Below are 22,314 nucleotides of genomic sequence, written 5' to 3' on the forward strand. Positions count from 1 at the left end.
GCGGCTCTCGTTAACCCCTCGTGCGGCGTAGTTCTTACGCACAACAGCAGGGACAGAAGAAGCAACTTGCGGGTGCGATGTCTCGACTCGAGTGCGATCAGGCTTGGCGATATGGGCGATTTTTGGGTTTTTGGCTATGGATCGCTGATCTGGCGTCCCGGATTCGCACATGTCGAGACGCGACGCGCCCGTCTCTTCGGCTATCGCCGGTCGCTTTGCGTCTATTCCTTCGTGCATCGCGGCACACGCGAAAGGCCGGGACTGGTGCTGGGTCTCGACCGCGGCGGTTCCTGTATCGGCCTTGCCTTTCGCGTTCCCGGAGATTTGCGCGACGAGGTTCTTTCCTATCTGCGCGAGCGCGAACTGGTGACCAGCGTCTATCTCGAACGCAAGCTCGATGTCCGGCTCGACGGGAACAGGGCAGCAGGCGGCGAAATGGTCGAGGCGGTCGCCTACATCGTCGACCGGGCGCATGAGCAGTATGCCGGCGGGCTTGACGCCGGCCATGCCGCGGCGGTTGTTCGCGGCGCCGTCGGCCAGTCGGGCAGGAACGAGGACTATGTCTTGAGCACGGTGGAGCACCTGAAGGCGCTCGGCATCCGCGACCACTGGCTGGAAGAGGTGGGGCGGCAGGTCGCGCCTTCGTGAAGGGCGTTTCCGGCGGAAACGAGATCGCCTCCAATGCCCTATCTCGCTGCTTTTTTCGCAATCCCGGACGCAACGGCGAAGCCGCCGAGCCTGACGCCTGCGCGCTTCTTGCCGGAATTGCTCTGGCCCGATCAAAAAGCAAAACCATGCCTTTGACCTCTGCGAGGCACGACCTAGCTTAAGCGCAACCCGACGCCCGGGGCTTCCCGGATCCATCCCAGCATCACGGAGATCAATCTTGCAGAAACGCCGTCTCGGTCGCACCGACCTTTCCATCGCGTCGCTGGTTCTGGGGGGCAATGTCTTCGGCTGGACCGCCGACGAGAAGACCTCTTTCGATCTGCTCGACCGGTTTGCCGAGGCCGGCTTCAACGCTATCGACACCGCCGACGCCTATTCGCGCTGGGCTCCGGGCAACAAGGGCGGCGAATCAGAGACCATCATCGGCAACTGGATGAAAAGCCGCGGCAACCGCGACAGAATAGTCGTCATCACCAAGGTCGGCTCCGACATGGGACAGGGCAGGCGCGACCTTTCCGCGGCCTATATCGAAACGGCGGTCGATCAATCGCTGAAGCGGCTGCAGACCGACGTCATCGACCTTTATCTGTCGCATTGGCCGGATCCGGCCACGCCTTACGAGGAAACGCTCGGCGCCTATCAGCGCCTGCTCGAGAAGGGCAAGATTCGCTATCCGGGCTGTTCCAATCTCGATGCCGGGCAACTGCGCGCGGCCCTCGATGTCGCCAGCCTGCGGAGCCTGCCGCGCTATGAGGTTCTGCAGCCGGAATACAATTTGTACGACCGCGCTTCGCTGGACGGCCCGCTGCTCGATCTCTGCAAGGCGGAGGGCCTTGGCGTCATCACCTATTTCAGCCTCGCCAAGGGATTCCTGAGCGGCAAATACCGCGGCAGGGCCGATCTCGGCCAGAGCGAGCGCGGCGAGGACGTGGCAGAGTATCTCAACGAGCGCGGCATGCGCATTCTTTCCGCTCTCGATGCCGCGGCCGGGCGCCATTCGGCCAAGCAGGCGGAAGTGGCGCTTGCCTGGATCATGGCGCGGCCGGGCGTCACCGCGCCGATCGCCAGCGCCACGACGCCCGCCCAGATGGACAGCCTGATCCGCGCCGCGTCGCTCAAGCTTTCCGCCGACGACGTTGCCGCTCTCGACAGGGCGAGCTCCTGACAGGATCGGCCGCGCGAGGTCGCGCACGATCATCCAAGACTCGGGCGGAACCGCGCGATAATTCCTGCCGCATCGCAACAGGAATTAGGGTTCGGAATGATGGGAGACATTCTGTCTGGAGCAGAGCCCTGGCAGCAATTGCTGGCGCTGGTGCTGGCGGCCACCGTCGTCATGGGCAGTCCCGGTCCGGCGACGATCAGCGTGACCGCCATCGGCGCCGCCTTCGGACTGCGTCCTTCAATGCGCTATACGTCGGGCGTCGTGCTCGGGACGATCGCCGTGCTCCTCGTGGTGGCCGCCGGCCTGGCCGGCATGCTCGCCTCGATGCCGGGGCTAGCGCCCCTGCTGACGGCGGCTGCGGCCGCCTACATCCTCTATCTCGCCTTCAGGATAGCGATGGCGCCGCCGCTTGCCGAAGGCGGAAACGAGGCGGCGCGGCCCACTTTTCTCGGCGGCTTCATGCTCGCCGTCGCCAATCCGAAAGCCTATGTGGCGATCGGCGCGGTGTTCGCCGGCGCTTCGACGCAGGCCGACAGTCTCGGCATTTCGACAAAGCTGCTGGTGCTCGCGGGGATGATCGTGGCCATCCACATCCTGTGGCTCCTCGCCGGTACTGTCTTCGCGCGCCTCCTGCGCAATCCGCGGGCCGCGCGGATCATCAATCTCGCTTTCGCCGCGACGCTGGTGCTGACGACAGCTTTGGCAGCGCTGCCGTAAGAGGCTCTCAGTCCTTCGCCGTTTTCGTCGCGCCGAGCTCCGCCAACCGCTTCACCGCCGTCGGCGGCATAGGCGGCGGGTTCGCTGTGCGCGAGGCCTCGACCAGCAGCTCGTCGCAGGCGGTTTCGGTCTCGCCGATCAGCCGCTGCATGAATTCCTCCTTGTCGAGCCCGGGTGGGATCGGTGGCAGGAAGCGGGCCTTGATGGTGCCGGGATAGCGCATGAACTTGCGGCGCGGCCAGTAGAGGCCGGCGACATGGGCGACCGGCACCACGGGGACGCCGAGCTGGGTATAAAGCTCGACGATGCCGTATTTGTAGGACGGCTCGGCGCCCGGCGGGCGGCGGGTGCCTTCCGGATAGATGATGAGCTGCCGGGGATTGCGCGCCATCTCCGCCTTCGTGGCGGCGACGACAGCCTTCAGCGCCCTCGAGCGGTTGCCGCGGTCGACGGGGATCATGCGCATCTTCATGATGTACCAGCCGAAGAAGGGAATCCAGGTCAGCTCCCGCTTCAGGATGTACAACGCGTCGTCGAGATAAGGAAAAAAGGCGATCGCGTCCCAGAAGGACTGATGCTTCGGCGCCAGGATGAAGGACCCTTCAGGGAGGTTCTCGACGCCCGAGATTTCGCTCCTGGTGCCGGCGATCTTGTCATAGAGCCACATCGAGGTGCGCGACCAGAATTTCGGCACGAACCAGGCGCGGTGGCGCGGCGACAGGAAATAGAAGGGCGTCCAGAAGATCATCTGGACGATCAGGCTGAGATAGAAGGCGAGGTTGAACGCCAGCGAGCGGATAGAGAGCATGCGGGAAAGGGCCCGGTGTGGAAGTGTGCGTTGGTTACACCAAGCGCGGGCAAAAAGGAAACGGCGCGGCGGCCGAGCCCGGTCATAATGATCGCGCCAGCCGCTCCTTCAGGCGCGGCGCCGCGAAATCGAGGAAGGCGCGCAGTTTAACTGGCAACAGGACCCTGCCGGCATGCACCAGGCTGACCGGCCAGGGCGGCGGCTCGAACGGCTCGAGCACCACACGAAGCGTGCCCGCGCGCACCGCGGCGTCTGCCTGGTAGGATAGCACTCTCGTCAGGCCGACACCGGCGATCGCGGCATCGATCGCCGCCTCGGCGGTGTTGACCTGCAACCGCGAGCGGACCGGAACCGCAGTGTCGCTCCTGCCGGTGAGGAAACTCCATGTCGCGGGAGAGGCAAGGCCCTCGAAGGTGATGGAGCTGTGGTCGATGAGGTCTTGTGGTTGCGCCGGCGTGCCGTGCTCGGCGAGATAGGCCGGGCTTGCGCAGACGATGCGGCGGATCGCGCCGACGCGCATCGCCACCATGGCCGAATCCGGAAGCTCGCCGATGCGCACGGCGAGATCGATGTGCTCCTCGACCAGCTGGGTGATCCGGTCGGACAGCGTCAGGCGGATGGCGACTTCGGGATAGGCGGCGAGGAAGGCGGTGACCACGGGCAGCACATGCAGGCGGCCGAAGACGACCGGCGCGGTGATGACCAGCTCGCCGGTTGGGCTCGAATATTCACCCGCGGCGGTGCGTTCGGCTTCGCTCACCTCGCCCAGGATGCGGCGGCAGGCGGCCAGGTAGGACTGGCCGGCGTCTGTCAGGGTGAGGCGCCTGGTCGAGCGGTTGAGCAGCCGCGTCTTCAAATGCTTCTCCAGTTCGGAGAGCTTGCGGCTGACCGTCGCCAGCGGCATGCCGGCGCGCCGCGCGGCGGCAGAGAGGCTGCCGGCCTCCACCGTGGCGACGAACAGGGACATGGCGTCAAGGCGGTCCATTCATTCTTCCAGAAAATGGAAGGATAGATTGCGAATATGCCTTCTACCTTCGAATTTCGGAAGAGGCTACATGTCGTGCTGCTTCGTTCGAGGGACGCCGCCATGAACGCCTTCACCAGCGATGTCGCCTTCACACCTACGGTCAAGGCCATCCAGTCCCGCAAGGGGTCGCGTGAGTCCTATGCCCGCGTCGAGCAGCGCGGCAGCTGGCGGGCGACGGTCACGCCCGATCTTGCCGCCTTCGTCGAGGCGCAGACCAGCGTGTTCCTGGCGACGGCCAATGCCGAAGGCCAGCCCTATATCCAGCATCGCGGCGGCCCGGCCGGGTTCCTCAAGGTGCTTGACGAGCACACGATCGGCTTTGCCGATTTTTCCGGCAACCGGCAGTTCATCACCCAGGGCAATCTTGCGGACAATGCCCAGGCCTTCCTGTTCCTGATCGACTACATGCTGCGGCAACGCATCAAGATCTGGGGCAGGGCGCGCGTGGTCGAAGACGATGCGGAACTGACGGCAAGGCTGATGCCGGCGAACTACAAGGCGCGGCCGGAGCAGGCGATCCTGTTCACCGTCACGGCCTGGGATGCCAATTGCCCGCAACACATTCCGCAGCGCTTCGAGGCGGCGGACGTAGCCGCGGCGCTTGCCGAACGCGACCGGCGCATCGAGAACCTGGAGCAGGAGATCGCGCGGTTGCGCGCCCATGCGGAGTGAAGCCTAAAGCGCTTCAGCGATTCATGGAATCGCCGAACCGCTCTAAGTATTTGTTTTTACGCAATTCCGTACGGAAAACCGTTACACACTTTTCCTGGAATTGCTCTAGTTTTTCACCGTGGAGGCTTCAGCGAGGGTGACGCCCTCGGCGGTCGGGCGAAGCGGGACGACACCGCGCGCCAGCGCCAGCACATATTTGCTGTATTCGGTGAGCAGCACCCGCAGCGCTTCCGGTTTGGTCAGCCAGTTGCCATTGCCGAGCTTGGTGTTGACCACTGGATAGGGCTCGAGGCGCGCGCCATGCAGCAGCCGGCTCATCTCCAGCAGGCTGCGCGGCATATGGTAGTTGTTGGTGACGAGGATGACGCTGCCATAGGCGTGGCTTTCGACCCATTTGGCGCTCTCCTCGGCATTGCCGATGGTGTCGAGGGCGGCGCGGTCGATATCGACGCAGCAGGAGAACAACTGCTTGTCGCCGCCCATCGCCATCTGCAATTGGCGGCGGCTGGCCGAGGGGTGAACGCCGCTGATCAAGAGCCGTTCGCCCTTGCCCGACGCCAGGAGATCCATGGCGGCGTCGAGCCGCGACTGGCCCCCGGTAAGCACGATGATGGCATCGGCCTTGGCCGGATTGACCGGCGTCGTCATGTTGCTGACCTTGTCGGCAAACCACCCGAAGCCGCCGGCGAAAAGCGCCAGCAGGGCAAGCACGACGAAACCGCAGATGCGAAGCGCAAATCTGAGACGACTGGGCCTGGTGGGTGCAGCGGCGCGCGCAAGCGCCACTGGCATCCGTCCAACCGTCCCGGTCGAGTCCCGCGCGTCCATCATCCTCAGGTTAATCCTGAAAACATCCTATGGTTAACCCTGAAATGCGCCCTTTGATAGATAGGGTGACGCACATTGCGTTACGGCAGTTTCCCTTGCGTGATCATGGACTTGGAGCCTGATGGCATTGGCAACCCAGTCGCTGCGTCTTGCATTCGCGGACCCCTGGTTTCGGATCATGATCAGTTCGCCTCCGGTTGTCGGATGTCGATATCGCTGAGATAGGCAACGACCGTGGCATGCGAGGTCGCCGCCGTCAGCGCGCCGATCACCAGCACCATCAGGCCGACGCCGAGATAGCCGCTGGAGCCGATGGCGAAATTGCCGAACAGCGCGGTCGCCTGGTCCGCCTCAGGCGTCGCCATGTTGCGCGACGACCACCAGGAAAAGATGATGAAGACGGCAATGGCTGCCGCGCCGCCGGCGGCGGCGCCCTTCATGCCGGTGACGAGGAAATGCCAGCGGAATTCGCGCGCGATGAAGCGGGCCTCGGCGCCGACGAAATGCAGCACCTCGATGATGTGGCCGTTGCCGGCCATGGCGCCGCGCGTGGCGAACACCACGGTCAGCACCGTAGCCGACAATATCAGCGCCAGAACGGCAAAGCCGATGGTCACCGTCGTATGGGCCATGGCGACCAGCCGGTCGACCCAGGTGCGATGGTCGTCGAGCGCCGCGCTCGGCAGCTTGGGCGTGATCGCGGCGCGCATGGCGGCAAAGTCGGGCGGGCTGGCCTCGTCGATGGTGACGACGATGAGGCGCGGCACCGGCAACTCGTCGATGTTGAGACCGGTGCCCAGCCACGGCTCCAAAAGCCGCGCCGTCGCATCGCGGTCGACGATCTTCGTGCCTTTCACACCCGGGAACTCGCTTGCGATCTGCGAGGCCTGCGCAAGGGCCGCTTCCATGTCGAGGCCTTCGACTGGCTTGATCTGGATCGTCGCCTCGCGCGAGATCTGGTTCTCCCACACCGAGGCGGTGTCACGCACCAGCGTCACGGCGCCGAAGGTGAGACAGGACAGGAAGGTCATGATGGCGATGACCAGCACCAGCGCGCGGCCCGCGATGTTCTGCGCCGGCACGATCGGCGCCGTCCTGCGCTGGACGCGCCGAACGGTTGCCGTCGTTTCGGCGGCCTCGTCATTGAGGTGATCGGCAGGAAGGTCAGTCATAGATATCCAGCCTTCCGCCGGCGAGGATCATGCGCCGCGCATCGACCTGCTCCATGAGGCCGAGATCGTGGGTGGCGATCACCACCGCGGTGCCAAGCCGGTTGAGCTCGATGAAGAGCCTGAGCAGCCGGCGCGCCAGCGGCGGATCGACATTGCCGGTCGGTTCGTCGGCAAGCAGGATCTCCGGCTGCTCGATCAGGGCGCGGGCGATCGCGGCGCGCTGCTTCTCGCCGCCGGACAGCACCGGCGGCAGCACGTGCATGCGATCGCCTAGGCCGACCCATTTCAGAAGTTCGGTGACGTCGGTGCGATAGCTTGCCTCCTCGCGCCCGCGCACGCGCAGAGGCAGCGCCACATTCTCGTAGGTCGTCATGTGGTCAAGCAGGCGGAAATCCTGGAACACCACGCCGATGCGGCGCCTAAGCAGCGGCAGCTCGCCGCGCGAGATGCGCGAGCGGTCCTTGCCGAAAATGGTGATCAGCCCGCGCGTCGGCTTCAGCGACATGAAAAGCAGGCGCAGCAAGGTCGTCTTGCCGGCGCCCGAGGGACCGCTCAGGAACTGAAAGGAGCGCTCCGGAATGTGCAGGGAAATGTCGCGGAGAATCTCCGGACCCATGCCATAGCGGAGGCCGACATTTTCGAAGCGGATCACGTTCGGCGACCTGAAACCTTAGGCGGCATCCTGCCAGCCTGTTCTCTGCCTAGACCATCGGCCGGCATGGTTAACGGTCGGTTAATTTCGGCTCGTTTTCGACGTTTCACAGCGGTTCCGGTGGCGAAGCGTTAACCATTTGCGTTTACCCAAAAGCAACGACGATTGCACTGGTGCCGTAATGGCTGAGGATAGAACCGCGCGCCCCGTTTCCGGCGAAATCATGACCGGCACGGCGGCGACCGCCGCGCCGGAGCGCGTCATGTTCGACGCGCCGGCCGATGTCGTCGATGCTGACTATGTGGTGCTGCCGCGATTCGCTGCCCGTTCGGAACTGATCGCGGCATCGGTGCCGCCGCAAATGCCCTCAACGCCATCCATCGAAGGCATGGGCATGCTGCGCAAACCGGAGGCCGCGCCCCTGCAGCCGGCCTCGCGCGGCGGTCCGATCTTCTGGACCGCTGGAGTGGGCGCTGCGCTCGTCGCTTTCTGGGTCTCGGGCGGGCACGCCCTGGTGCGTCAGAGTCCCTTCTGGGCAGCTTCGGAGCCGGCAAGCGCGCTCAGCATTTCCGGCGTGACATCGCGAATCGATGCCTCGGGATTGAAGCCCGTTCTGTTTGTCGACGGGGAGGCCGCCAATGACGGCGCAACATCGGAGCCGTTGCCGCCGCTCGAGATCCGCGTCACCGACAAAGCCAGCAACGTCATCCGCTACAGGCTGGGGACATCCGACCGCTCGCTGGCGCCAGGCGAAAGATTCGGCTTTTCCAGCCGTCTCGATGTGCCTAGAAACGGCGTGAAAACCGTCTCTGTCATCTTCGCCGGCTAGGCGAATTCTCAAGAAAGGCAATCGATGCCAGTAGTGCGTGGCAAGGACATCGAGGTCCTGTTTTCGGCGTCGGCGATCGCCCGCCGCAATCTCGAGCTCGCCAAGGAAATCGCCGGGCGCGACTACCATGACCTCCTGGTGATCTCGATCCTGAAGGGGTCGTTCGTCTTCGCCGCCGACCTCATCCGCGCCATGCACGATGTCGGCCTGTCGCCCGAGGTCGAGTTCATCTTCATCTCCAGCTACGGCGCCGGCACCACCAGCGGCGAGGTCAAGGTGCTGCGTGACATCGACAACGAGGTCGCCGGGCGCGACGTCCTTTTGATCGACGACATCCTCGAATCCGGCAAGACGCTGTCCTTCACCCGCGACCTCATGCTGTCGCGCGGCGCCAAGAGCTGCGCGATTGCCGTGCTGCTCGACAAGCGCATGCGCCGCCAGACCACGCTCAACGCCGACTATGTCGGCTTCGACTGCCCCGACTATTTCGTCGTCGGCTACGGCATGGACGTCGCCCATGCGTTCCGCGAGCTGCCGTTTGTCGGGATCGTGAAGGGCGACGCGTAAAGGTCAGGCCGCATCGACGTTTCAAATTTTCAGAAAACGTCAACATTTCGGCGGCATCTATCTCGGCATGGCAAAGCTTCTGATCGTCGAGGACGATGAGTCCGTCCGCACCCTCGCTGCCCGCGCGCTGGAGCGCGAAGGGCACAGTGTCAGCATCGCCGCCGACGGCGCGCAGGGCCTCGCCCTGATCCAGCAGCAGCGCGGCGGCTACGATCTCGTTGTGTCCGACATCCGCATGCCCGAGATGGATGGCATCGAGATGGCGATGGCCGCGGCAAGACAGTTCCCGGCGATGAAGATCATGCTGATGACCGGCTATGCCGACCAGCGCGAGCGCGCCGAGGAACTGAACGGCATCATCCTCGATGTGGTGCAGAAACCCTTCACGCTGGCCGAGATCCGCGCCCGCGTCGGTCGGGCATTAAGCTGCTTCGCTTGACTGTTTAAACGGCTTCGCCGGTCGCTGCGATTGCTGGCGCCGCACCGCGTCGGCGTTCGCCGTTGAGCGCCAGCAGGCCGGCGCCGATGATGAGCGCCGCGCCAAGCACCGTCGTTGCCCGCGGCACCTCGGCGAAGAACAGGAAGCCCCAGAGCGGCGACCACAGGATGCCGGTGTATTCAAAGGTGGCGACGCGGTTGGCGGGCGCCATCCGGTAGGCCTGCGACAACAGGATCATGCCGGCGGAAGCGACGAAGCCGCAGGCGGCCATCGTTAGGAAGTCCGGCATGGTCGGCCACACCCATGGCCGCACCAGGAAGTCGAGGCTCGGATGGCCGGCGTGGGTGATGCCGGCAAGATGAAACATGATGGCGACCGCCACGGCGCCGGTCAGGTAGGCGCCGTTCTGGTAGAAGGCCATGACGGTGGAGGATTCGGTGTCGCCTATGCGGCGCGCCATCAGTTGCGAGAAACCGTAGAGGAATGCCGAGCCAAGCGACAGCAGCGCTGCCCAGTCGAACAGCCCGGCGCCCGGCCGCAGCATCACGATCACCCCGGCCAGGCCGATCAGCACCGTCGTCAGCGTCCGCCAGGAGACGTGCTCGCCGAGATAGGGCCCGGCAAGCGCCATGATGAAGAGCGGCGCCATGAAATAAAGCGCTATCGCGTCGGCCAGCGATAGGGCGGCGATCGCCAGGTAGTAGGCGGTATAGGAGCTGAACTGGATGAAGGCGCGCAGCGTCAGCATGCCGGATCGCTTCGACAGCAGCGCCTTCAGGCCGACATCGGCCTGGACGATGACGATCAGGATCGGCAGCGCGACGATGGCGCGGATCGCCATCACTTCTGTCACCGGGTAGCTGCCCGAAACCGCCTTCACCAGCGGATCCTGCAACGAAAACACGAGAACGCCCAGGCAGAGGCTCAGAATGCCAAGCACCATCCGGTTCCGCATCGTCGTTCCAGCGAAAAAGAGCCCGCCACCGTTTCGGGCAGCGGGCACGAGTGAGGACTTTTCGAATTGGTCCGCGGCCGGTTTCGCAGCCGCATATCCAATGGGTACGATGACTATCCTGCTGCGTTTGACATGTTGCAAACGAATTGGAATGATACCAGCAATCAAAATTTCTTATGGCGACTTGCATGAAGCCCACCCTCGACAGCGACCTCCTGCGCACCTTCGTGGCGGTGGCCGAGACGGGCAATTTCACCAAGGCCGCCGAAAAAGCCGGACGCACCCAGTCCGCCGTCTCCATGCAGATGAAGAAGCTGGAGGACATGGTCGGCTGCAGCCTGTTCGAGCGTGGCTCGCGCGGCGTGGCACTGACGCGGCGCGGCGGCGAGCTCATCGCCAACGCCCGCCGCATAGTTTCGCTGCTCGACGAGACAGCGGCCTCGCTGGTGGCACCGCCGCTCGGCGGGCTGGTGCGCATCGGGATACCAGCGGAATACGGCCGTTCGATCCTTTCTCGGGCGCTCGGCGAATTCGCCAAACGCCACCCGCGCGTCGAAGTCACGGTGCGCTATGCCCATTCGGCCTCGCAGGTGAGGGCGCTGGCGGCGGGTGAGCTCGACCTCGCCGTGGTGTTCGAGTGGGAAGGCTTTTCCGGCGGCGAGGTGCTGATGCACGATCCGACGGTGTGGGTGACATCGGTGCTGCATCACATGCATGAGGAGCGGCCGGTGCCGATCGCGCTCTACAGCCGCGACGGCTGGTGCCGCGACTTCGCGATCAAGTCGCTGCAGCAGCGCGGACTCGACTACCGCGTCGCCTACACCAGCGATACCAATGGCGGCCTGACGCTTGCGGTCACTTCCGGTCTCGCGATCGCGCCGATCTCGCGCAGCAACATCCCGGCCGACTGCCGCGAGCTGACGGCCGCCGACGGCTTCGGCGACATCGATTCCTCCAATGTGGTGCTGCACCGCAACCCGCTGGCGACCGGTGAAGCGATCGACGGCATGGAGAGCGCGATCCGCGAGGCTTTCATGCTGACCAGGCAGGTACAATCGACGCCCGATCTTTGAGCAGGCGCCGCCAGCCTAACCGGGCAGCACCATCGCCCTATTCGGCAATCTTTTCGTAGAAGGTCAGGCGGTTGCCGAACGGGTCGATGACCGTGACCTCTCTCGTCTCCCAGGGCGTAGTCTCGAGGCCCGGCCTGTTGAAGCGGTATTCTTTGCCGATCAGGTCGCGATGCAGCCCGATAATGTCGGTCACTTCGATGCGGACATTGGCGCCCGGCGAGCCATCGCCATGATGCTCGCTGAGATGCAGTTCGCAGCCGTCGCGCACGAGGCCCATGTAGAGCGGGGCATTGTCGTTGAAGCGATGTTCGAAACCGACCTCGAAGCCGAGGAAGTCGAGATAGAATTCCCGCGCCTTGGCGATGTCGAACATGCGCAGGATCGGGGTGACGGTTCCGAGCTTCGGCATCGCGTTGTCCCTCGGAAGCTGACCTATTTCAGCTCGAGCAGCCGTTCGAGGTAGCTGCGCTCGATATCGGGGCTCAGCGCGTTGCCCAGCCGCTTGCGGATCGCTTCGAGGATCTGTCGGGCGCGTTGCACATCGATCTCGTCGGGCACCTTGACCGAGTTGCCGTCGTCGGGGCCCTTCGTGGCGCGCGGCCGGCCGAGCGGGTCGCGGTCGGCGTCCTGCTGACGCCCACCCTGCTCGCTGCCTCCCTGGTCGCCCTGCATGGCCTGCATCTGTTTCATCATCTCCTTGGCGCCGCGGCGCAGCGCCTCCAGCGCACGGCCCTGGTGGCCGACCGCCTGGTCGCCGTCGGCTTCGCCGAGCGCCCGCTCGGCATCGCCCATGGATTTGCCGGCCTCGCCGAAGCCCTCATTGGGCTCCATGCCCATGCCTTCGAGGCCCTTCTTCAACTTGTCGAGCTCGCTCTGCAACTGGCCCTGGCCTTCCTGCAGCTGCTTGAGCGCGTCGGCAAGGTCCTTCGGCGACATCCCCGGCCGTCCCAGCGGGTCGCGATCGTCGCCGGGGCCGGGCTTCTGCCCGTCCTCCGCCTGGCCTTGCTCGCCATCCTCGCCGAGCTGCTCGTCGCGATTGGCTCCGCGTTGCCGTTGGCCGCGCTGCATCTGGTCGAGACGGAAGGTGTCGTTCATCATCTCCTGCTGACGCCGCATGATCTCACCGAGCTTGTCCATCTGCTGGCGCATCTCGCTATCCTGCTCGCCAGCCTGCTGCTGGCGGCCGGCCTGCAGGTTGTTCATCATGTCCTGCAGCTCGGACAAAAGCTGCTGCGCCCGGTCGCGGTCACCGGACTTGGCCAGGTTCTCGATCTCGTCCATCATCCGGTTGATATCGCTCTGGCGCAATTCCCGGCCGTTCTGCTGCATTTGCGGCGCGTTCGGGTTCTGCTGCGCGCGCTGGGCGAATTCCTGCAGGAACTGGTTCATCGCCTCGCGCAGTTCCTTCATCGCCTTTTCGATTTCCTCGTCGCTGGCGCCGTTCTTGAGGGCATCCTGCAGCGCCTGCTGCGCCTGGCGCAGCCGCCGCTCGGCAGCCGACAGATTGCCTTCCTCGATGCCGAGCGCGATCTCCCACAGATAACCCACCTCGTTGCGCAGCTGGTCGTCGGTCTCTGAGAGCTTCAGCCGGCTCTTCGCGCTCATGATCGCGAGATAATGCGACATGTTGTCGAAGGTGTCCTCGGGGCGGAGTGTGATGGCGTCCATCAGGTCGAGCACCCGCGGCTTGGCGTTGGTGTCGAGCGCCAGCAGCCGGCGCTGCTCGATCACGGCGCGGGCCAGCGGATTGGAGAAGGGCCGCTCCGGCATCACCAGCGTCTTGGTCTCGCTGGTGGCGGTATGGCCGGCATCGTCGGTGGCGCTGAGCGTCAGCTTGATGGTGCTGCCGGCCCAGACATGCTCGGTCAGGTCCTTGGTCGCCTTGGCTGCGTTTGCCTTGCCACCGCGGCGCGGCAGCGTCAGCGGCATGTCGGGCTGGCCATAGAGCGGATGCGCATTGGCCTGCGGCGGGTCCGACAGCTCGAAGACGGCCTTGGCGGAGGCCGCGCCATAGTCGTCGTCGATCTGGTAATTGAGCTCGATGGCGCCGTTGACCGCGCGCTTCGGCTCGCCGACGAAACGGATCGTCGGAGGCTTGTCCGGGATGATGGCGAACGCCCAGTGGCCAAGATCGTCCTCACCGGACTTGAGCGTCAGCGTGCCGTTGCTGTTCAGCTTGCCGGAGAACTGGCGCACCTTGGGTCCCGGCTGGGTGGCGGCCGGCGCGAGGCCCTTCGGCGCGGCCGGCTCGATGGCGCGGTCATTGCCGTTTGTATCGGCATAGCTCAACGTTTCCTCGCCGGTACCGCCGGTGACGCGCAGCGAGATGTCGCTGCCCTGCGGCACGCTGAAGGTCTGGTCGGCCTGATTGACGTCGGCGGTCAAGAACAGCGGCGGCTTGCCGGTATAGGCGGGCGGCGTCACCCAGGCGTCGATGCGCGGCGGCACGGCGTCGCGCGCGGCACTGGCGACGAAGCCGTCGCTGATCCTGCCGCCGAATGGTCCGAACGAGAAGGCGAAGGCGGTAACGAACAGCAGCCCGACCAGGGCCCGCAGGCCCCAGCGGTCGTAATCCGGCACGCTTGTGCGCGGCCTGTCGGCGCCGAGGCTGGAGAGCCGCTCGGCCATGCGCTTCTGGTGCTCGCGCCACAGCGCCTGCGAGAAAAGGCTCTCCGCGCCGCTCGGCCGGTCGCTCTGCACCTGCACGGGGCTGTGCAGCAGCTCGTTCGCGGCCTCGATGCGCCGGTCGACCTCGGCGGCGGAGGGAATGCGGAAGAAGCGCAGCGGATAGAGCGCCGCCAGCGCCGAGATGGAGAACAGGACCAGGAGACCGATCCGCGCCAGATCCGGCAGGCGCTGGAACAGGCCCAACCACGAAACACTGAGAAACAGACCGACGACCACCGCCAGCGGCAGCAGCAACGGCCAGCCGCGCTCGAGGATCATCGAGGCTCGCGTTGCCAGCCGGCTCAAGGCAAGGCGCCCGGCCAGACCGCGTTCGCCGCTGGAAATGGGTTCCGTCATCGGCCCTTCCTGCCCGGGCGGGATAGCCCGAACCTCATGAGCGGAAGAATACCAGCAAACACGGCAAAGGCGAGGCGGGTTGCCAAATCGTGAAGAGCCTCGCCCCGGTTATGGCCAGAAATTCGCGGGATTTGTGTTGGAACCGCAGACCAGGACGGCCACGCGCTCGCCAGGCGCCGGCGCGTAGCGGCCGGAAAGCACCGCGGCGAAGGCCGCGGCCCCGCCGGGCTCGGCGATGATTCGCGCGCGGTCCCAGAGCGCTTTCTGCGCGGCCACGATGTCGTCGTCGCTGACCAGGATCGAGCGCTCGACGAAGGCCTCGGCGATCGGAAACATCATTTCGCCGACGCGCTTCGGCGCCAGCGAATCGGCGGCGATGCCTTCGGCCGGCGCATCGACCGGCTTGCCGGCCTCGAAGGCGCGGTAAAGCGTCGGCGCGCCCTCGGGCTCGATGGCGACGATGCGGATGCGGCCCGCGAACCAGGCGGCGATGCCGCCGATCAGCCCGCCGCCGCCGACCGCGACCAGCAGCGTGTCGATCCCGGGCAGATCGGCTTCGATCTCGAGGCCGAGCGTGCCCTGGCCGATCAGCGTCTCTTCCTGGTTGAAGGCATGGATCTGCAGGGCGCCGGTCCTGGCGGCGAAATCCTCGCTGGCCGCCAGCGCCTCTGCATAGCGCGCACCGCCGACGACCAGTTCGGCGCCATAGCCGCGGATGCGCTCGAGCTTGGCCGGCGGGCTGACCTCGGGCACGAAGATGGTGGCCTTGTGCCCGAGCTTCATGGCGGCGTAGGCGACGGCGGCACCATGATTGCCGCCGGAAGCGGCGACCACGCCTGCCTCGGGCACCTGCCGCTCGAGCAGGTTGGTGAAGGCGCCGCGCGCCTTGAACGAGCCGGAATGCTGCAGGCATTCAAGTTTCAGGTCGACCGGAAAAGCCGGGCGGCCGAAATCCGCCATGTCGATACGCATCACGGGCGTGTGGCGGACATAGGGGCGGATGCGCGGCTCCACGGCGGCGATGCGTTCGCGCGTGATCGTCCCTTTGCCCAACGTGCTTGTGTCCGGCGTGCCTGTGTTCAGCATGAATTGCTCCTCGGGATTGACTTCAATTAGTAACTTAGCAAAATAGCTAAATGCAAGAGGTCGACATCTTCAAGGCGATTGCGAATGAGCGCAGGCTGCAGATCCTCGATTGGCTGAAGGATCCGCGCGCGCATTTCCCGCGCCAGGCCGATGGCGATCTGGTCGAGGACGGCGTCTGCGCGCTGCTGATCGCCGAAAAGCTCGGCATCACCCAGGCGACACTCAGCGAACATATGCGCGTGCTGACCCAGGCGGGTCTGCTCAGCACGAAGCGCACCAAGCAATGGATATTCTATCGCCGCGACGAGGACAGGATAGCCGAAGCGAAGGCACTGCTCGTGCAGAAGATCTGACGCATTTCCCGGACGGTGCGTAGCGGTTTTCCGTCCGGAATTGCGTAAAACAAATGTTTGGCGCCGCCCGAGCGCGAGAAAGGCTACTTCAGCCAGTCGGGCAGCGAATCCAGTCCGATCAGTTCCTCATAGGTCTGGCGCGGCCGCACGACATGAAAACGGTCGCCGTCGACCAGCACTTCCGGCACCAGGAGCCTGGTGTTGTAGGTGCCGGCTTGCACCGCGCCATAGGCGCCGGCGGTGGCGACGGCGATGAGGTCGCCGGCCTTCAGCCTGGGCAGGTCGCGGTCGAGGCCAATGAAATCGCCCGTCTCGCAGACGGGGCCGACGACGTCGACCTTCATGCGCGGCGTGGAAGCCGGCGGCTGCACAACCGGCTTGATGTCGTGGAAGGCGTCATAGAGGGTCGGCCGGATCAGGTCGTTCATGGCGGCGTCGACGACGAGGAAGTTCTTGGCGTCGCCTTCCTTCACATAGATCACTTCCGAGACGAGAATGCCGGCGTTGCCGACGATCAGCCGGCCCGGCTCGAACATCACCTTCAGGCCCAAGCGGGTGACATGCTTCCTGACGATCTCGGCATAGGCGTCGGGCAGCGGCGGCGGACTGTTGTCGACACGGTACGGGATGCCGAGGCCGCCGCCGAGATCGACATGCTCGATGGCGTGGCCTTCGGCGCGCAGCACGCCGACCAGTTCCACCAGAAGCGCGAAGGCGTCGTCGAAAGGCTGCAGTTCGGTGATCTGGCTGCCGATATGGGTGTCGATGCCGGTCACCTTGATGCCCGGCAGCTCGGCCGCGCGAGCATAGACCTGGCGCGCCCGCTGCCACGGAATGCCGAACTTGTTCTCTGCCTTGCCGGTCGAGATCTTCTTGTGCGTCCTGGCGTCGACGTCCGGGTTGATGCGCAGCGAGATCGGCGCCACCTTGCCGAGCGCGGTGGCACGCGCCGAGAGCAATTCCAGCTCCGGCTCCGATTCGACGTTGAAGCAGAGGATGCCGGCGGTGAGCGCGAAGTCCATTTCCCGCGCGGTCTTGCCAACGCCCGAAAATAGGATCTTGCCGGCCGGGATACCGGCGGCCAAAGCGCGGCGCAATTCGCCTTCCGACACCACGTCGGCGCCCGCACCTTGTCTTGCCAGCGTCTTCAGCACCGCCTGGTTGGAATTGGCCTTCATGGCGTAGCAGACCAGCGCGTCGAGGCCGGCAAAAGCCTGCTTGAAGACGCGGAAATGCCTGGTCAGCGTCGCGGTCGAATAGCAGTAGAAGGGCGTGCCGACGCTCGCGGCGATATCGGGGGTCGCCACATCCTCGGCGTAGAGCACGCCGTCGCGATAGTCGAAATGGTTCACTGGAAACGGTCCGAAAATTGGAGCACGGCGAGATCGGATGATCCCATCGGCCTAGAGCAAGGGGTCGAGAATGAACTTCTTGTCCGTGACCGGTTTCTCCGGCTCGGGCGGCAGCGGCTGTTTGGCCTTTTCCGCGTCCTTGCGTGCCTGCACGGCAGCCTCGTAGGGCGTATCGAGGCCGGCCTTCCTGCCGCAGGCCGTGACGGTGACAACCGCCGCCAGCAGCGCGAGCGTCACCAAAATCCTGCTTCCGGTCATCGATCCATCCGTTCGAAACTGTTTTGTCCAGGCGCCGCTTTTAGCCGAGTTTTCGGCGCATTGCATCCAGGCATTACGCCTTGGCGAGCCGCTTTTTCCAATAGCGGACCTGCTTCTTCACCTCGGACGGCGCGGTGCCGCCGAAACTCGTGCGGCTCCTGACCGAATTCTGCACGGCAAGCACCGAGAAGATGCCATCGGTGATGCCGGGGTGGATCGAGCGCAGGTCCTCCAGCGAGAGCTTTTCCAGACCGACCTTCTTCTCCTCGGCAATCGCCACGGCGCGGCCGGTGACGTGATGGGCCTCGCGGAAGGGGAGGCCGAGGTTGCGCACCAGCCAGTCGGCAAGGTCGGTGGCGGTGGCGTGACCGGCGCCGGCGGCCTTCTTCATGGCGGCGGCGTTCACCGTCATGTCGCGCACCATGCCGGTGGTCGCCGCCAGCATCAGGTCGAGCGTCTCTGCGGCGTCGAAGACCGATTCCTTGTCTTCCTGCATGTCCTTGCCGTAGGTCAGCGGCATGCCCTTCATCACCGTCAGCAGGCCGACCAGATGGCCGTTGATGCGGCCGGTCTTGCCGCGCACCAGCTCGGCGGCGTCGGGGTTCTTCTTTTGCGGCATGATCGAGGAGCCGGTGGAGAAGGAATCTGACAGCCGGATGAACCCGAATTGCGGCGTCGACCAGATGATGATCTCCTCGGCGAGCCGCGACAGATGCGTGCCGCAGATTGCGGCGATGCCCAAGAACTCGAGCGCGAAGTCACGGTCCGACACGCTGTCAAGCGAATTGCGCATCGGCTCGCGGAAGCCGAGCGCCTTTGCCGTCATGTGACGATCGATACCGAAGCTGGTGCCGGCAAGGGCGGCGGCGCCCAGCGGGCTCTCGTCCATGCGCTCGATGGCGTCGCGGACGCGCGAGAGGTCGCGGGAAAACATCTCGACGTAGGCCATGCAATGGTGGCCGAAGGTCACCGGCTGCGCCGCCTGCATGTGGGTGAAGCCGGGCATCACCGTCGCTGCGTGCTCCTCGGCACGCTCGAGGAACGCGGCGATGAGGCCTTTCAGCGCCTCGGCGACACGCTGGCATTCCTGCTTGACCCAGAGCCTCAAATCCACGGCCACCTGGTCGTTGCGCGAGCGCGCGGTGTGGAGGCGCCCCGCGGCCGGGCCGATCAGGTCGGCAAGGCGTGCCTCGACATTCATGTGGATGTCCTCAAGCTTCGTCGAGAATTCGAACCTGCCTGCCTCGATCTCTTTCAGGATCGTGTTCAGCCCGTGAGCGATTTTTTCTTGATCGGCCGCCGAAATAATGCCCGTTTGCGCCAGCATCTCGCTATGGGCGATCGATCCGCGGATGTCCTGCGCGTAGAGTTTGCGGTCGAAGCCGATCGACGCGTTGATCGCTTCCATGATCGCGGCCGGACCCGAGGCAAAACGTCCGCCCCACATCTGGTTGCTGGCCTTCTTATCACTCATCGCTATAACCCGTGCTCCGGAGCAGTTCTTAAGAAAATGGCAGACGGCAATAAATTCTTCCCGGCCCCGCGCCTTATCCTCGCCGCCCTGGTGGCGGGCGTGGTGGCCGGCGCGGTCGCGGTATATGTCAGCGAGAGCGGTTCTGGCAACAACGCCCCGGATCAGCTTGCCGCGGCCGGCGGCAGCAAGGACGACGTCGCCTGCAAGGCCAAGGCCGAGCGTGCCAAGCAGGTCGCGGCAAAGGCGGTCGGCCAGGTCGCGGCGCTGCAGCCGGCCGACCCGCCGCAATCGCTGAAGAGCCTTGCCTTCAACGGCCCCGACGGCAAGCCGATGACGATTGCCGACCATGCCGGCAAGACGGTGCTGCTCAATCTGTGGGCGACATGGTGCGCGCCCTGCCGCGCCGAAATGCCGGCGCTTGATGCGCTGCAGAAGGAAAAGGGCGGCAACGCCTTCGAGGTCGTCGCGGTCAATGTCGACACGGGCGACGACGCCAAGCCGAAGAAATTCCTCAAGGAGATCGGTATCGAGACGCTCGTCTACTACCGGGATGCGACGATGGGGCTGTTCAACGAAGCCAAGACGCGCGGCCTGGCATTGGGCTTGCCGGTGACGATGCTGATCGACGGCGAAGGCTGCCTGATCGCGCATATGAACGGGCCGGCGGAATGGTCGAGCCCGGATGCCAAGCGGCTGGTGGAGGCGGCGCTCGGACCGTCAGGCTGAGCGCGATGCTGCGGCCGGCTCCAGCATCAGGATGCTGCCGCCACGCGGCGTGACGCTATCGTTGGCCGTCGGCGCCGGCACGCCGGTCAGCTCGCTGAAGGTCTCGATCGGGCCCGGCCTGCCGAGATAGTATCCCTGGCCGATCTCGCAGTCCTCGGCATCGAGGAAGCGCAATTCGTCCAGCGTCTCGACGCCTTCGGCCAGAACCGGCAGGCCAAGTCCGCGTCCCAGCCCCAGCACAGCGCGCACGATGGCCGCGACCTGGCCGTTCCTGTCGACCGATTTGATGAACGAGCCGTCGATCTTGATCTTGTCGAAGGGGAAGGCGCGCAGGTTGGAAAGGGATGAATAGCCGGTTCCAAAATCGTCCATCGCGACGTGGACGCCAAGCGCCTTGACCTGCCGCAAGGTGGCCAGCGCCCGCGGCATGTCCTTGATCAGCGCCGTCTCGGTCACTTCCAGTTCGAGCCGCCCGGCAGGAAGTCCTGACTTCAGCAGGATCTCGTGCACCTTGCGGCTGAAGTTCGGATTATGAAGCTGCACCGCCGAAACGTTGACGGCGATCATCAGCGGGTTCTTCCAGCGCACGGCCTCTTCGCAGGCCGTCGCCAGAACCCATTCACCGATCTGTGCGATGGCACCGCTGTCTTCGGCCACCGGGATGAAAACGGACGGCGGGATGTTTCCACGCTCTGGATGGTGCCAGCGGATCAGTGCCTCGAAACCGATCATTCGGCCACTGCTGATCTCCTTCTGCGGCTGGTAGACGAGGCTGAACTCGCCGCGCGCCACCGCCTGGCGCAGGTCATACTCCATCGCGCGCCGGTCGCGCGTCTCCGCGCCCATCGAAGCCTCGAAGTAGCGGTAGGTGTCCTTGCCTTCGGCCTTGGCGCGATAGAGCGCGGTGTCGGCATGACTGACCAGCGACGTCTGCTCGTCAGCGTCTAAAGGGAAAAGGGCTATGCCGATGCTGGCCGACACCAGCTCGCCGCCGGGCGACAGTTGGCTCTCCTGGCGCAGTTTTGAAAGCACCGCCTCGGCGATCCGGCCGGCGGCCTGAGGGTCGGGAAGGTTCGGGGCGATGATGGCGAACTCGTCGCCGCCGAGACGGGCGAGCATCTGTCCTTGCCGGAGCACACTCGAAGCGCATTGCGCCACCCTTTGCAGCAGGGCGTCGCCGGCGGCATGACCGAAGAGGTCGTTCACTTCCTTGAACCGGTCGAGATCGAGAAGAATGAGCGCGAGCTGCCCGCCTTCGCCGCTACGGTCCGCCGCGGCGATCTCGGCCTCGAGCCGGCTGGTGAAGCTGCGGCGGTTGGCAAGCCCGGTCAGCGGGTCGAAATGCGCGAGCCGAAGGATCTCCTGCTCGGCCTTCCTGCGATCGCGTATGTCGCGCACAGCGACGACGTCGTGCGGCTTGCCGCAATAGTCGATGCTGCGGGCGATCAGCTCGACGGGGATTCGGCTTTCGTCATGGCTTTTGAGCTCTGCTTCCTGCGCCTGCCTGTTGCCGCCGGCGATGCAGGAGGCGACGCGCTCGCCGAAAAGCTCGCCAAGCGTCATCGTGTTCAACGTCGTGGCGGCGATGCCGCTCAGCGCCGCGATGCTGTCGTTGGCGCTGACGATGCGGCTGCCGTCGCAGACGATGAGCCCCTCCACGGCGGCATTGGCCAAGCCGTGCATCCGCTCGGCCTCGACCTTGTGGCGGCGGAAGCGCAGATCGATGCGCAGCGCCGCGGCCGAGAGCACCAGGATGACAAGGCTCGCCGCTGCGGCGGCGAAGGCCTGCGACATCGGTGCGATGGTGAACTGGGAGATCTCGATCGACGAATCCGGGTAGATCGAGACGGCTGCCATAGCAATGAAATGCAGCGTGCAGATGGCCAGCGTGAGCAGGATGGCGGCGGTTATCGTCGCCGGGGTTGACGGACGGCGCAGCACCACGAGCAGCGCGAGCGCGGCAAGCGTGATGCCCGCCACCAGCGAAAGGGCGACGAGCAACTGGTTCCAGACGATCCTGCCCTGCACCTCGAACGCCGCCATGCCGGTATAGTGCATCGTGGCGATGCCGGCGCCGAGCACGGCGCCGCCGACGAGATAGTGCTCGATGCCGCCGCGGGCGGTGGCAATCCACATCCCTGCCGCCGTCAGGATGACGGAAGCGGCCAGCGAAAGTGCGGAAAGCTCCGCGTTATAGGCGTTGGGTATTCCGGGCGTGAAGGCGACCATGGCGATGAAATGTGTCGCCCAGATGCCGAAGCCGGTCGCCGTGGCCGCAATCAACAGCCACGCATAGCGATTTCGACTGGTCGATTGCTGGACATGGCGCAGAAGATTGACCGCCGAAAAAGAGGAAATCCCGCAGATGAGCGCGGCAAGTACGACCAACCTCAGATCATGCTGATGCACAATACAATTATAGACGGTCAACATCTTGCTTCACCTGATCTTCCCGCATCAATCAAGGG

The 22,314-nt window shown here is 65.0% G+C and carries 23 protein-coding genes; 10 read left to right on the plus strand and 13 right to left on the minus strand.

Annotated elements, in window-relative coordinates; genetic code table 11:
* Positions 1–111 precede the first annotated feature (111 nt).
* The 3 genes from EN853_RS01600 to EN853_RS01610 all read left to right on the plus strand — a co-directional run bounded on the left by EN853_RS01600 (position 112) and on the right by EN853_RS01610 (position 2,551).
* A complete protein-coding gene (locus EN853_RS01600) occupies positions 112–648 on the plus strand; it encodes a gamma-glutamylcyclotransferase (RefSeq protein ID WP_127857520.1) in 537 nt (178 codons plus the stop codon).
* A 238-nt stretch (positions 649–886) separates the two neighbouring features.
* Positions 887–1,834, plus strand: a complete 948-nt coding sequence (locus EN853_RS01605) for an aldo/keto reductase (protein WP_127857521.1) — start codon at positions 887–889, stop codon at positions 1,832–1,834.
* Between the two features lie 96 nt (positions 1,835–1,930).
* On the plus strand, positions 1,931–2,551 hold the full coding sequence (locus tag EN853_RS01610; protein WP_127857522.1) for a LysE family transporter: 621 nt from the start codon (positions 1,931–1,933) through the stop codon (positions 2,549–2,551).
* A gap of 7 nt (positions 2,552–2,558) precedes the next feature.
* On the opposite strand, the gene EN853_RS01615 is transcribed toward EN853_RS01610, so the two are convergent.
* Both EN853_RS01615 and EN853_RS01620 read right to left on the minus strand, forming a co-directional pair.
* Complete coding sequence (locus tag EN853_RS01615) at positions 2,559–3,359, minus strand: 1-acyl-sn-glycerol-3-phosphate acyltransferase (protein ID WP_127857523.1); 801 nt, start codon at positions 3,357–3,359, stop codon at positions 2,559–2,561.
* An 82-nt stretch (positions 3,360–3,441) separates the two neighbouring features.
* Positions 3,442–4,344 carry a LysR family transcriptional regulator gene (locus EN853_RS01620; RefSeq protein WP_127857524.1) on the minus strand — a complete coding sequence of 301 codons (903 nt, stop codon included), beginning with the start codon at positions 4,342–4,344 and terminating at the stop codon, positions 3,442–3,444.
* 102 nt (positions 4,345–4,446) lie between these two features.
* Here EN853_RS01620 and EN853_RS01625 point away from each other — a divergent pair, with 102 nt between their 5' ends.
* Entirely contained in the window at positions 4,447–5,058 is a 612-nt protein-coding gene (locus EN853_RS01625; RefSeq protein ID WP_127857525.1) for a pyridoxamine 5'-phosphate oxidase family protein, read from the plus strand.
* A gap of 105 nt (positions 5,059–5,163) precedes the next feature.
* Here the strand turns inward: EN853_RS01625 and EN853_RS01630 are convergent, their stop codons facing one another.
* From EN853_RS01630 to ftsE, 3 genes are all read right to left on the minus strand, one after another.
* On the minus strand, positions 5,164–5,889 hold the full coding sequence (locus tag EN853_RS01630; protein WP_127857526.1) for a YdcF family protein: 726 nt from the start codon (positions 5,887–5,889) through the stop codon (positions 5,164–5,166).
* A 179-nt stretch (positions 5,890–6,068) separates the two neighbouring features.
* Complete coding sequence (locus EN853_RS01635) at positions 6,069–7,058, minus strand: ABC transporter permease (protein ID WP_127857527.1); 990 nt, start codon at positions 7,056–7,058, stop codon at positions 6,069–6,071.
* Positions 7,051–7,710 carry a cell division ATP-binding protein FtsE gene (gene ftsE, locus EN853_RS01640; protein ID WP_127857528.1) on the minus strand — a complete coding sequence of 220 codons (660 nt, stop codon included), beginning with the start codon at positions 7,708–7,710 and terminating at the stop codon, positions 7,051–7,053. The genes EN853_RS01635 and ftsE overlap by 8 nt, the downstream gene beginning before the upstream one ends.
* A gap of 181 nt (positions 7,711–7,891) precedes the next feature.
* On the opposite strand from ftsE, the gene EN853_RS01645 reads away from it, so the two are divergent.
* The 3 genes from EN853_RS01645 (at position 7,892) to EN853_RS01655 (ending at position 9,545) form a co-directional block, all read left to right on the plus strand.
* Complete coding sequence (locus tag EN853_RS01645) at positions 7,892–8,539, plus strand: hypothetical protein (protein ID WP_127857529.1); 648 nt, start codon at positions 7,892–7,894, stop codon at positions 8,537–8,539.
* A 24-nt stretch (positions 8,540–8,563) separates the two neighbouring features.
* Positions 8,564–9,106, plus strand: a complete 543-nt coding sequence (hpt, locus tag EN853_RS01650; RefSeq protein WP_127857530.1) for a hypoxanthine phosphoribosyltransferase — start codon at positions 8,564–8,566, stop codon at positions 9,104–9,106.
* A gap of 67 nt (positions 9,107–9,173) precedes the next feature.
* Entirely contained in the window at positions 9,174–9,545 is a 372-nt protein-coding gene (locus EN853_RS01655) for a response regulator (RefSeq protein WP_127857531.1), read from the plus strand.
* Positions 9,546–9,549: 4 nt separating this feature from the next.
* Here EN853_RS01655 and EN853_RS01660 read toward each other — a convergent pair whose 3' ends face one another.
* Entirely contained in the window at positions 9,550–10,500 is a 951-nt protein-coding gene (locus EN853_RS01660) for a DMT family transporter (RefSeq protein WP_127857532.1), read from the minus strand.
* A gap of 188 nt (positions 10,501–10,688) precedes the next feature.
* Between EN853_RS01660 and EN853_RS01665 the strand changes: the two genes are divergently transcribed.
* Positions 10,689–11,573, plus strand: a complete 885-nt coding sequence (locus EN853_RS01665; RefSeq protein WP_127857533.1) for a LysR substrate-binding domain-containing protein — start codon at positions 10,689–10,691, stop codon at positions 11,571–11,573.
* Between the two features lie 37 nt (positions 11,574–11,610).
* Here the strand turns inward: EN853_RS01665 and EN853_RS01670 are convergent, their stop codons facing one another.
* The 3 genes from EN853_RS01670 to EN853_RS01680 all read right to left on the minus strand — a co-directional run bounded on the left by EN853_RS01670 (position 11,611) and on the right by EN853_RS01680 (position 15,683).
* Entirely contained in the window at positions 11,611–11,982 is a 372-nt protein-coding gene (locus tag EN853_RS01670) for a glyoxalase superfamily protein (protein WP_127857534.1), read from the minus strand.
* 23 nt (positions 11,983–12,005) lie between these two features.
* Complete coding sequence (locus EN853_RS01675; RefSeq protein ID WP_127857535.1) at positions 12,006–14,597, minus strand: TIGR02302 family protein; 2,592 nt, start codon at positions 14,595–14,597, stop codon at positions 12,006–12,008.
* Between the two features lie 108 nt (positions 14,598–14,705).
* Positions 14,706–15,683 carry a threonine/serine dehydratase gene (locus EN853_RS01680; RefSeq protein ID WP_127857536.1) on the minus strand — a complete coding sequence of 326 codons (978 nt, stop codon included), beginning with the start codon at positions 15,681–15,683 and terminating at the stop codon, positions 14,706–14,708.
* A 50-nt stretch (positions 15,684–15,733) separates the two neighbouring features.
* Between EN853_RS01680 and EN853_RS01685 the strand changes: the two genes are divergently transcribed.
* A complete protein-coding gene (locus EN853_RS01685; RefSeq protein WP_127857537.1) occupies positions 15,734–16,036 on the plus strand; it encodes a metalloregulator ArsR/SmtB family transcription factor in 303 nt (100 codons plus the stop codon).
* A gap of 83 nt (positions 16,037–16,119) precedes the next feature.
* Here EN853_RS01685 and lysA read toward each other — a convergent pair whose 3' ends face one another.
* The 3 genes from lysA to argH all read right to left on the minus strand — a co-directional run bounded on the left by lysA (position 16,120) and on the right by argH (position 19,120).
* A complete protein-coding gene (lysA, locus tag EN853_RS01690) occupies positions 16,120–17,388 on the minus strand; it encodes a diaminopimelate decarboxylase (RefSeq protein ID WP_127857538.1) in 1,269 nt (422 codons plus the stop codon).
* A gap of 51 nt (positions 17,389–17,439) precedes the next feature.
* Positions 17,440–17,646 (minus strand): lipoprotein, encoded by a 207-nt coding sequence (locus EN853_RS01695; protein ID WP_127857539.1) that lies wholly within the window; start codon positions 17,644–17,646, stop codon positions 17,440–17,442.
* 73 nt (positions 17,647–17,719) lie between these two features.
* Positions 17,720–19,120 (minus strand): argininosuccinate lyase, encoded by a 1,401-nt coding sequence (gene argH, locus EN853_RS01700; protein ID WP_127857540.1) that lies wholly within the window; start codon positions 19,118–19,120, stop codon positions 17,720–17,722.
* Between the two features lie 36 nt (positions 19,121–19,156).
* Between argH and EN853_RS01705 the strand changes: the two genes are divergently transcribed.
* Entirely contained in the window at positions 19,157–19,846 is a 690-nt protein-coding gene (locus tag EN853_RS01705) for a TlpA disulfide reductase family protein (protein ID WP_127857541.1), read from the plus strand.
* On the opposite strand, the gene EN853_RS01710 is transcribed toward EN853_RS01705, so the two are convergent.
* A complete protein-coding gene (locus EN853_RS01710) occupies positions 19,838–22,279 on the minus strand; it encodes an EAL domain-containing protein (protein WP_127857542.1) in 2,442 nt (813 codons plus the stop codon). The two genes, EN853_RS01705 and EN853_RS01710, sit on opposite strands and share 9 nt — an antisense overlap.
* Between the last annotated feature and the right edge of the window lie 35 nt (positions 22,280–22,314).

The sequence above is a fragment of the Mesorhizobium sp. M1C.F.Ca.ET.210.01.1.1 genome, assembly GCF_004791585.1.
Classification (GTDB): domain Bacteria; phylum Pseudomonadota; class Alphaproteobacteria; order Rhizobiales; family Rhizobiaceae; genus Mesorhizobium.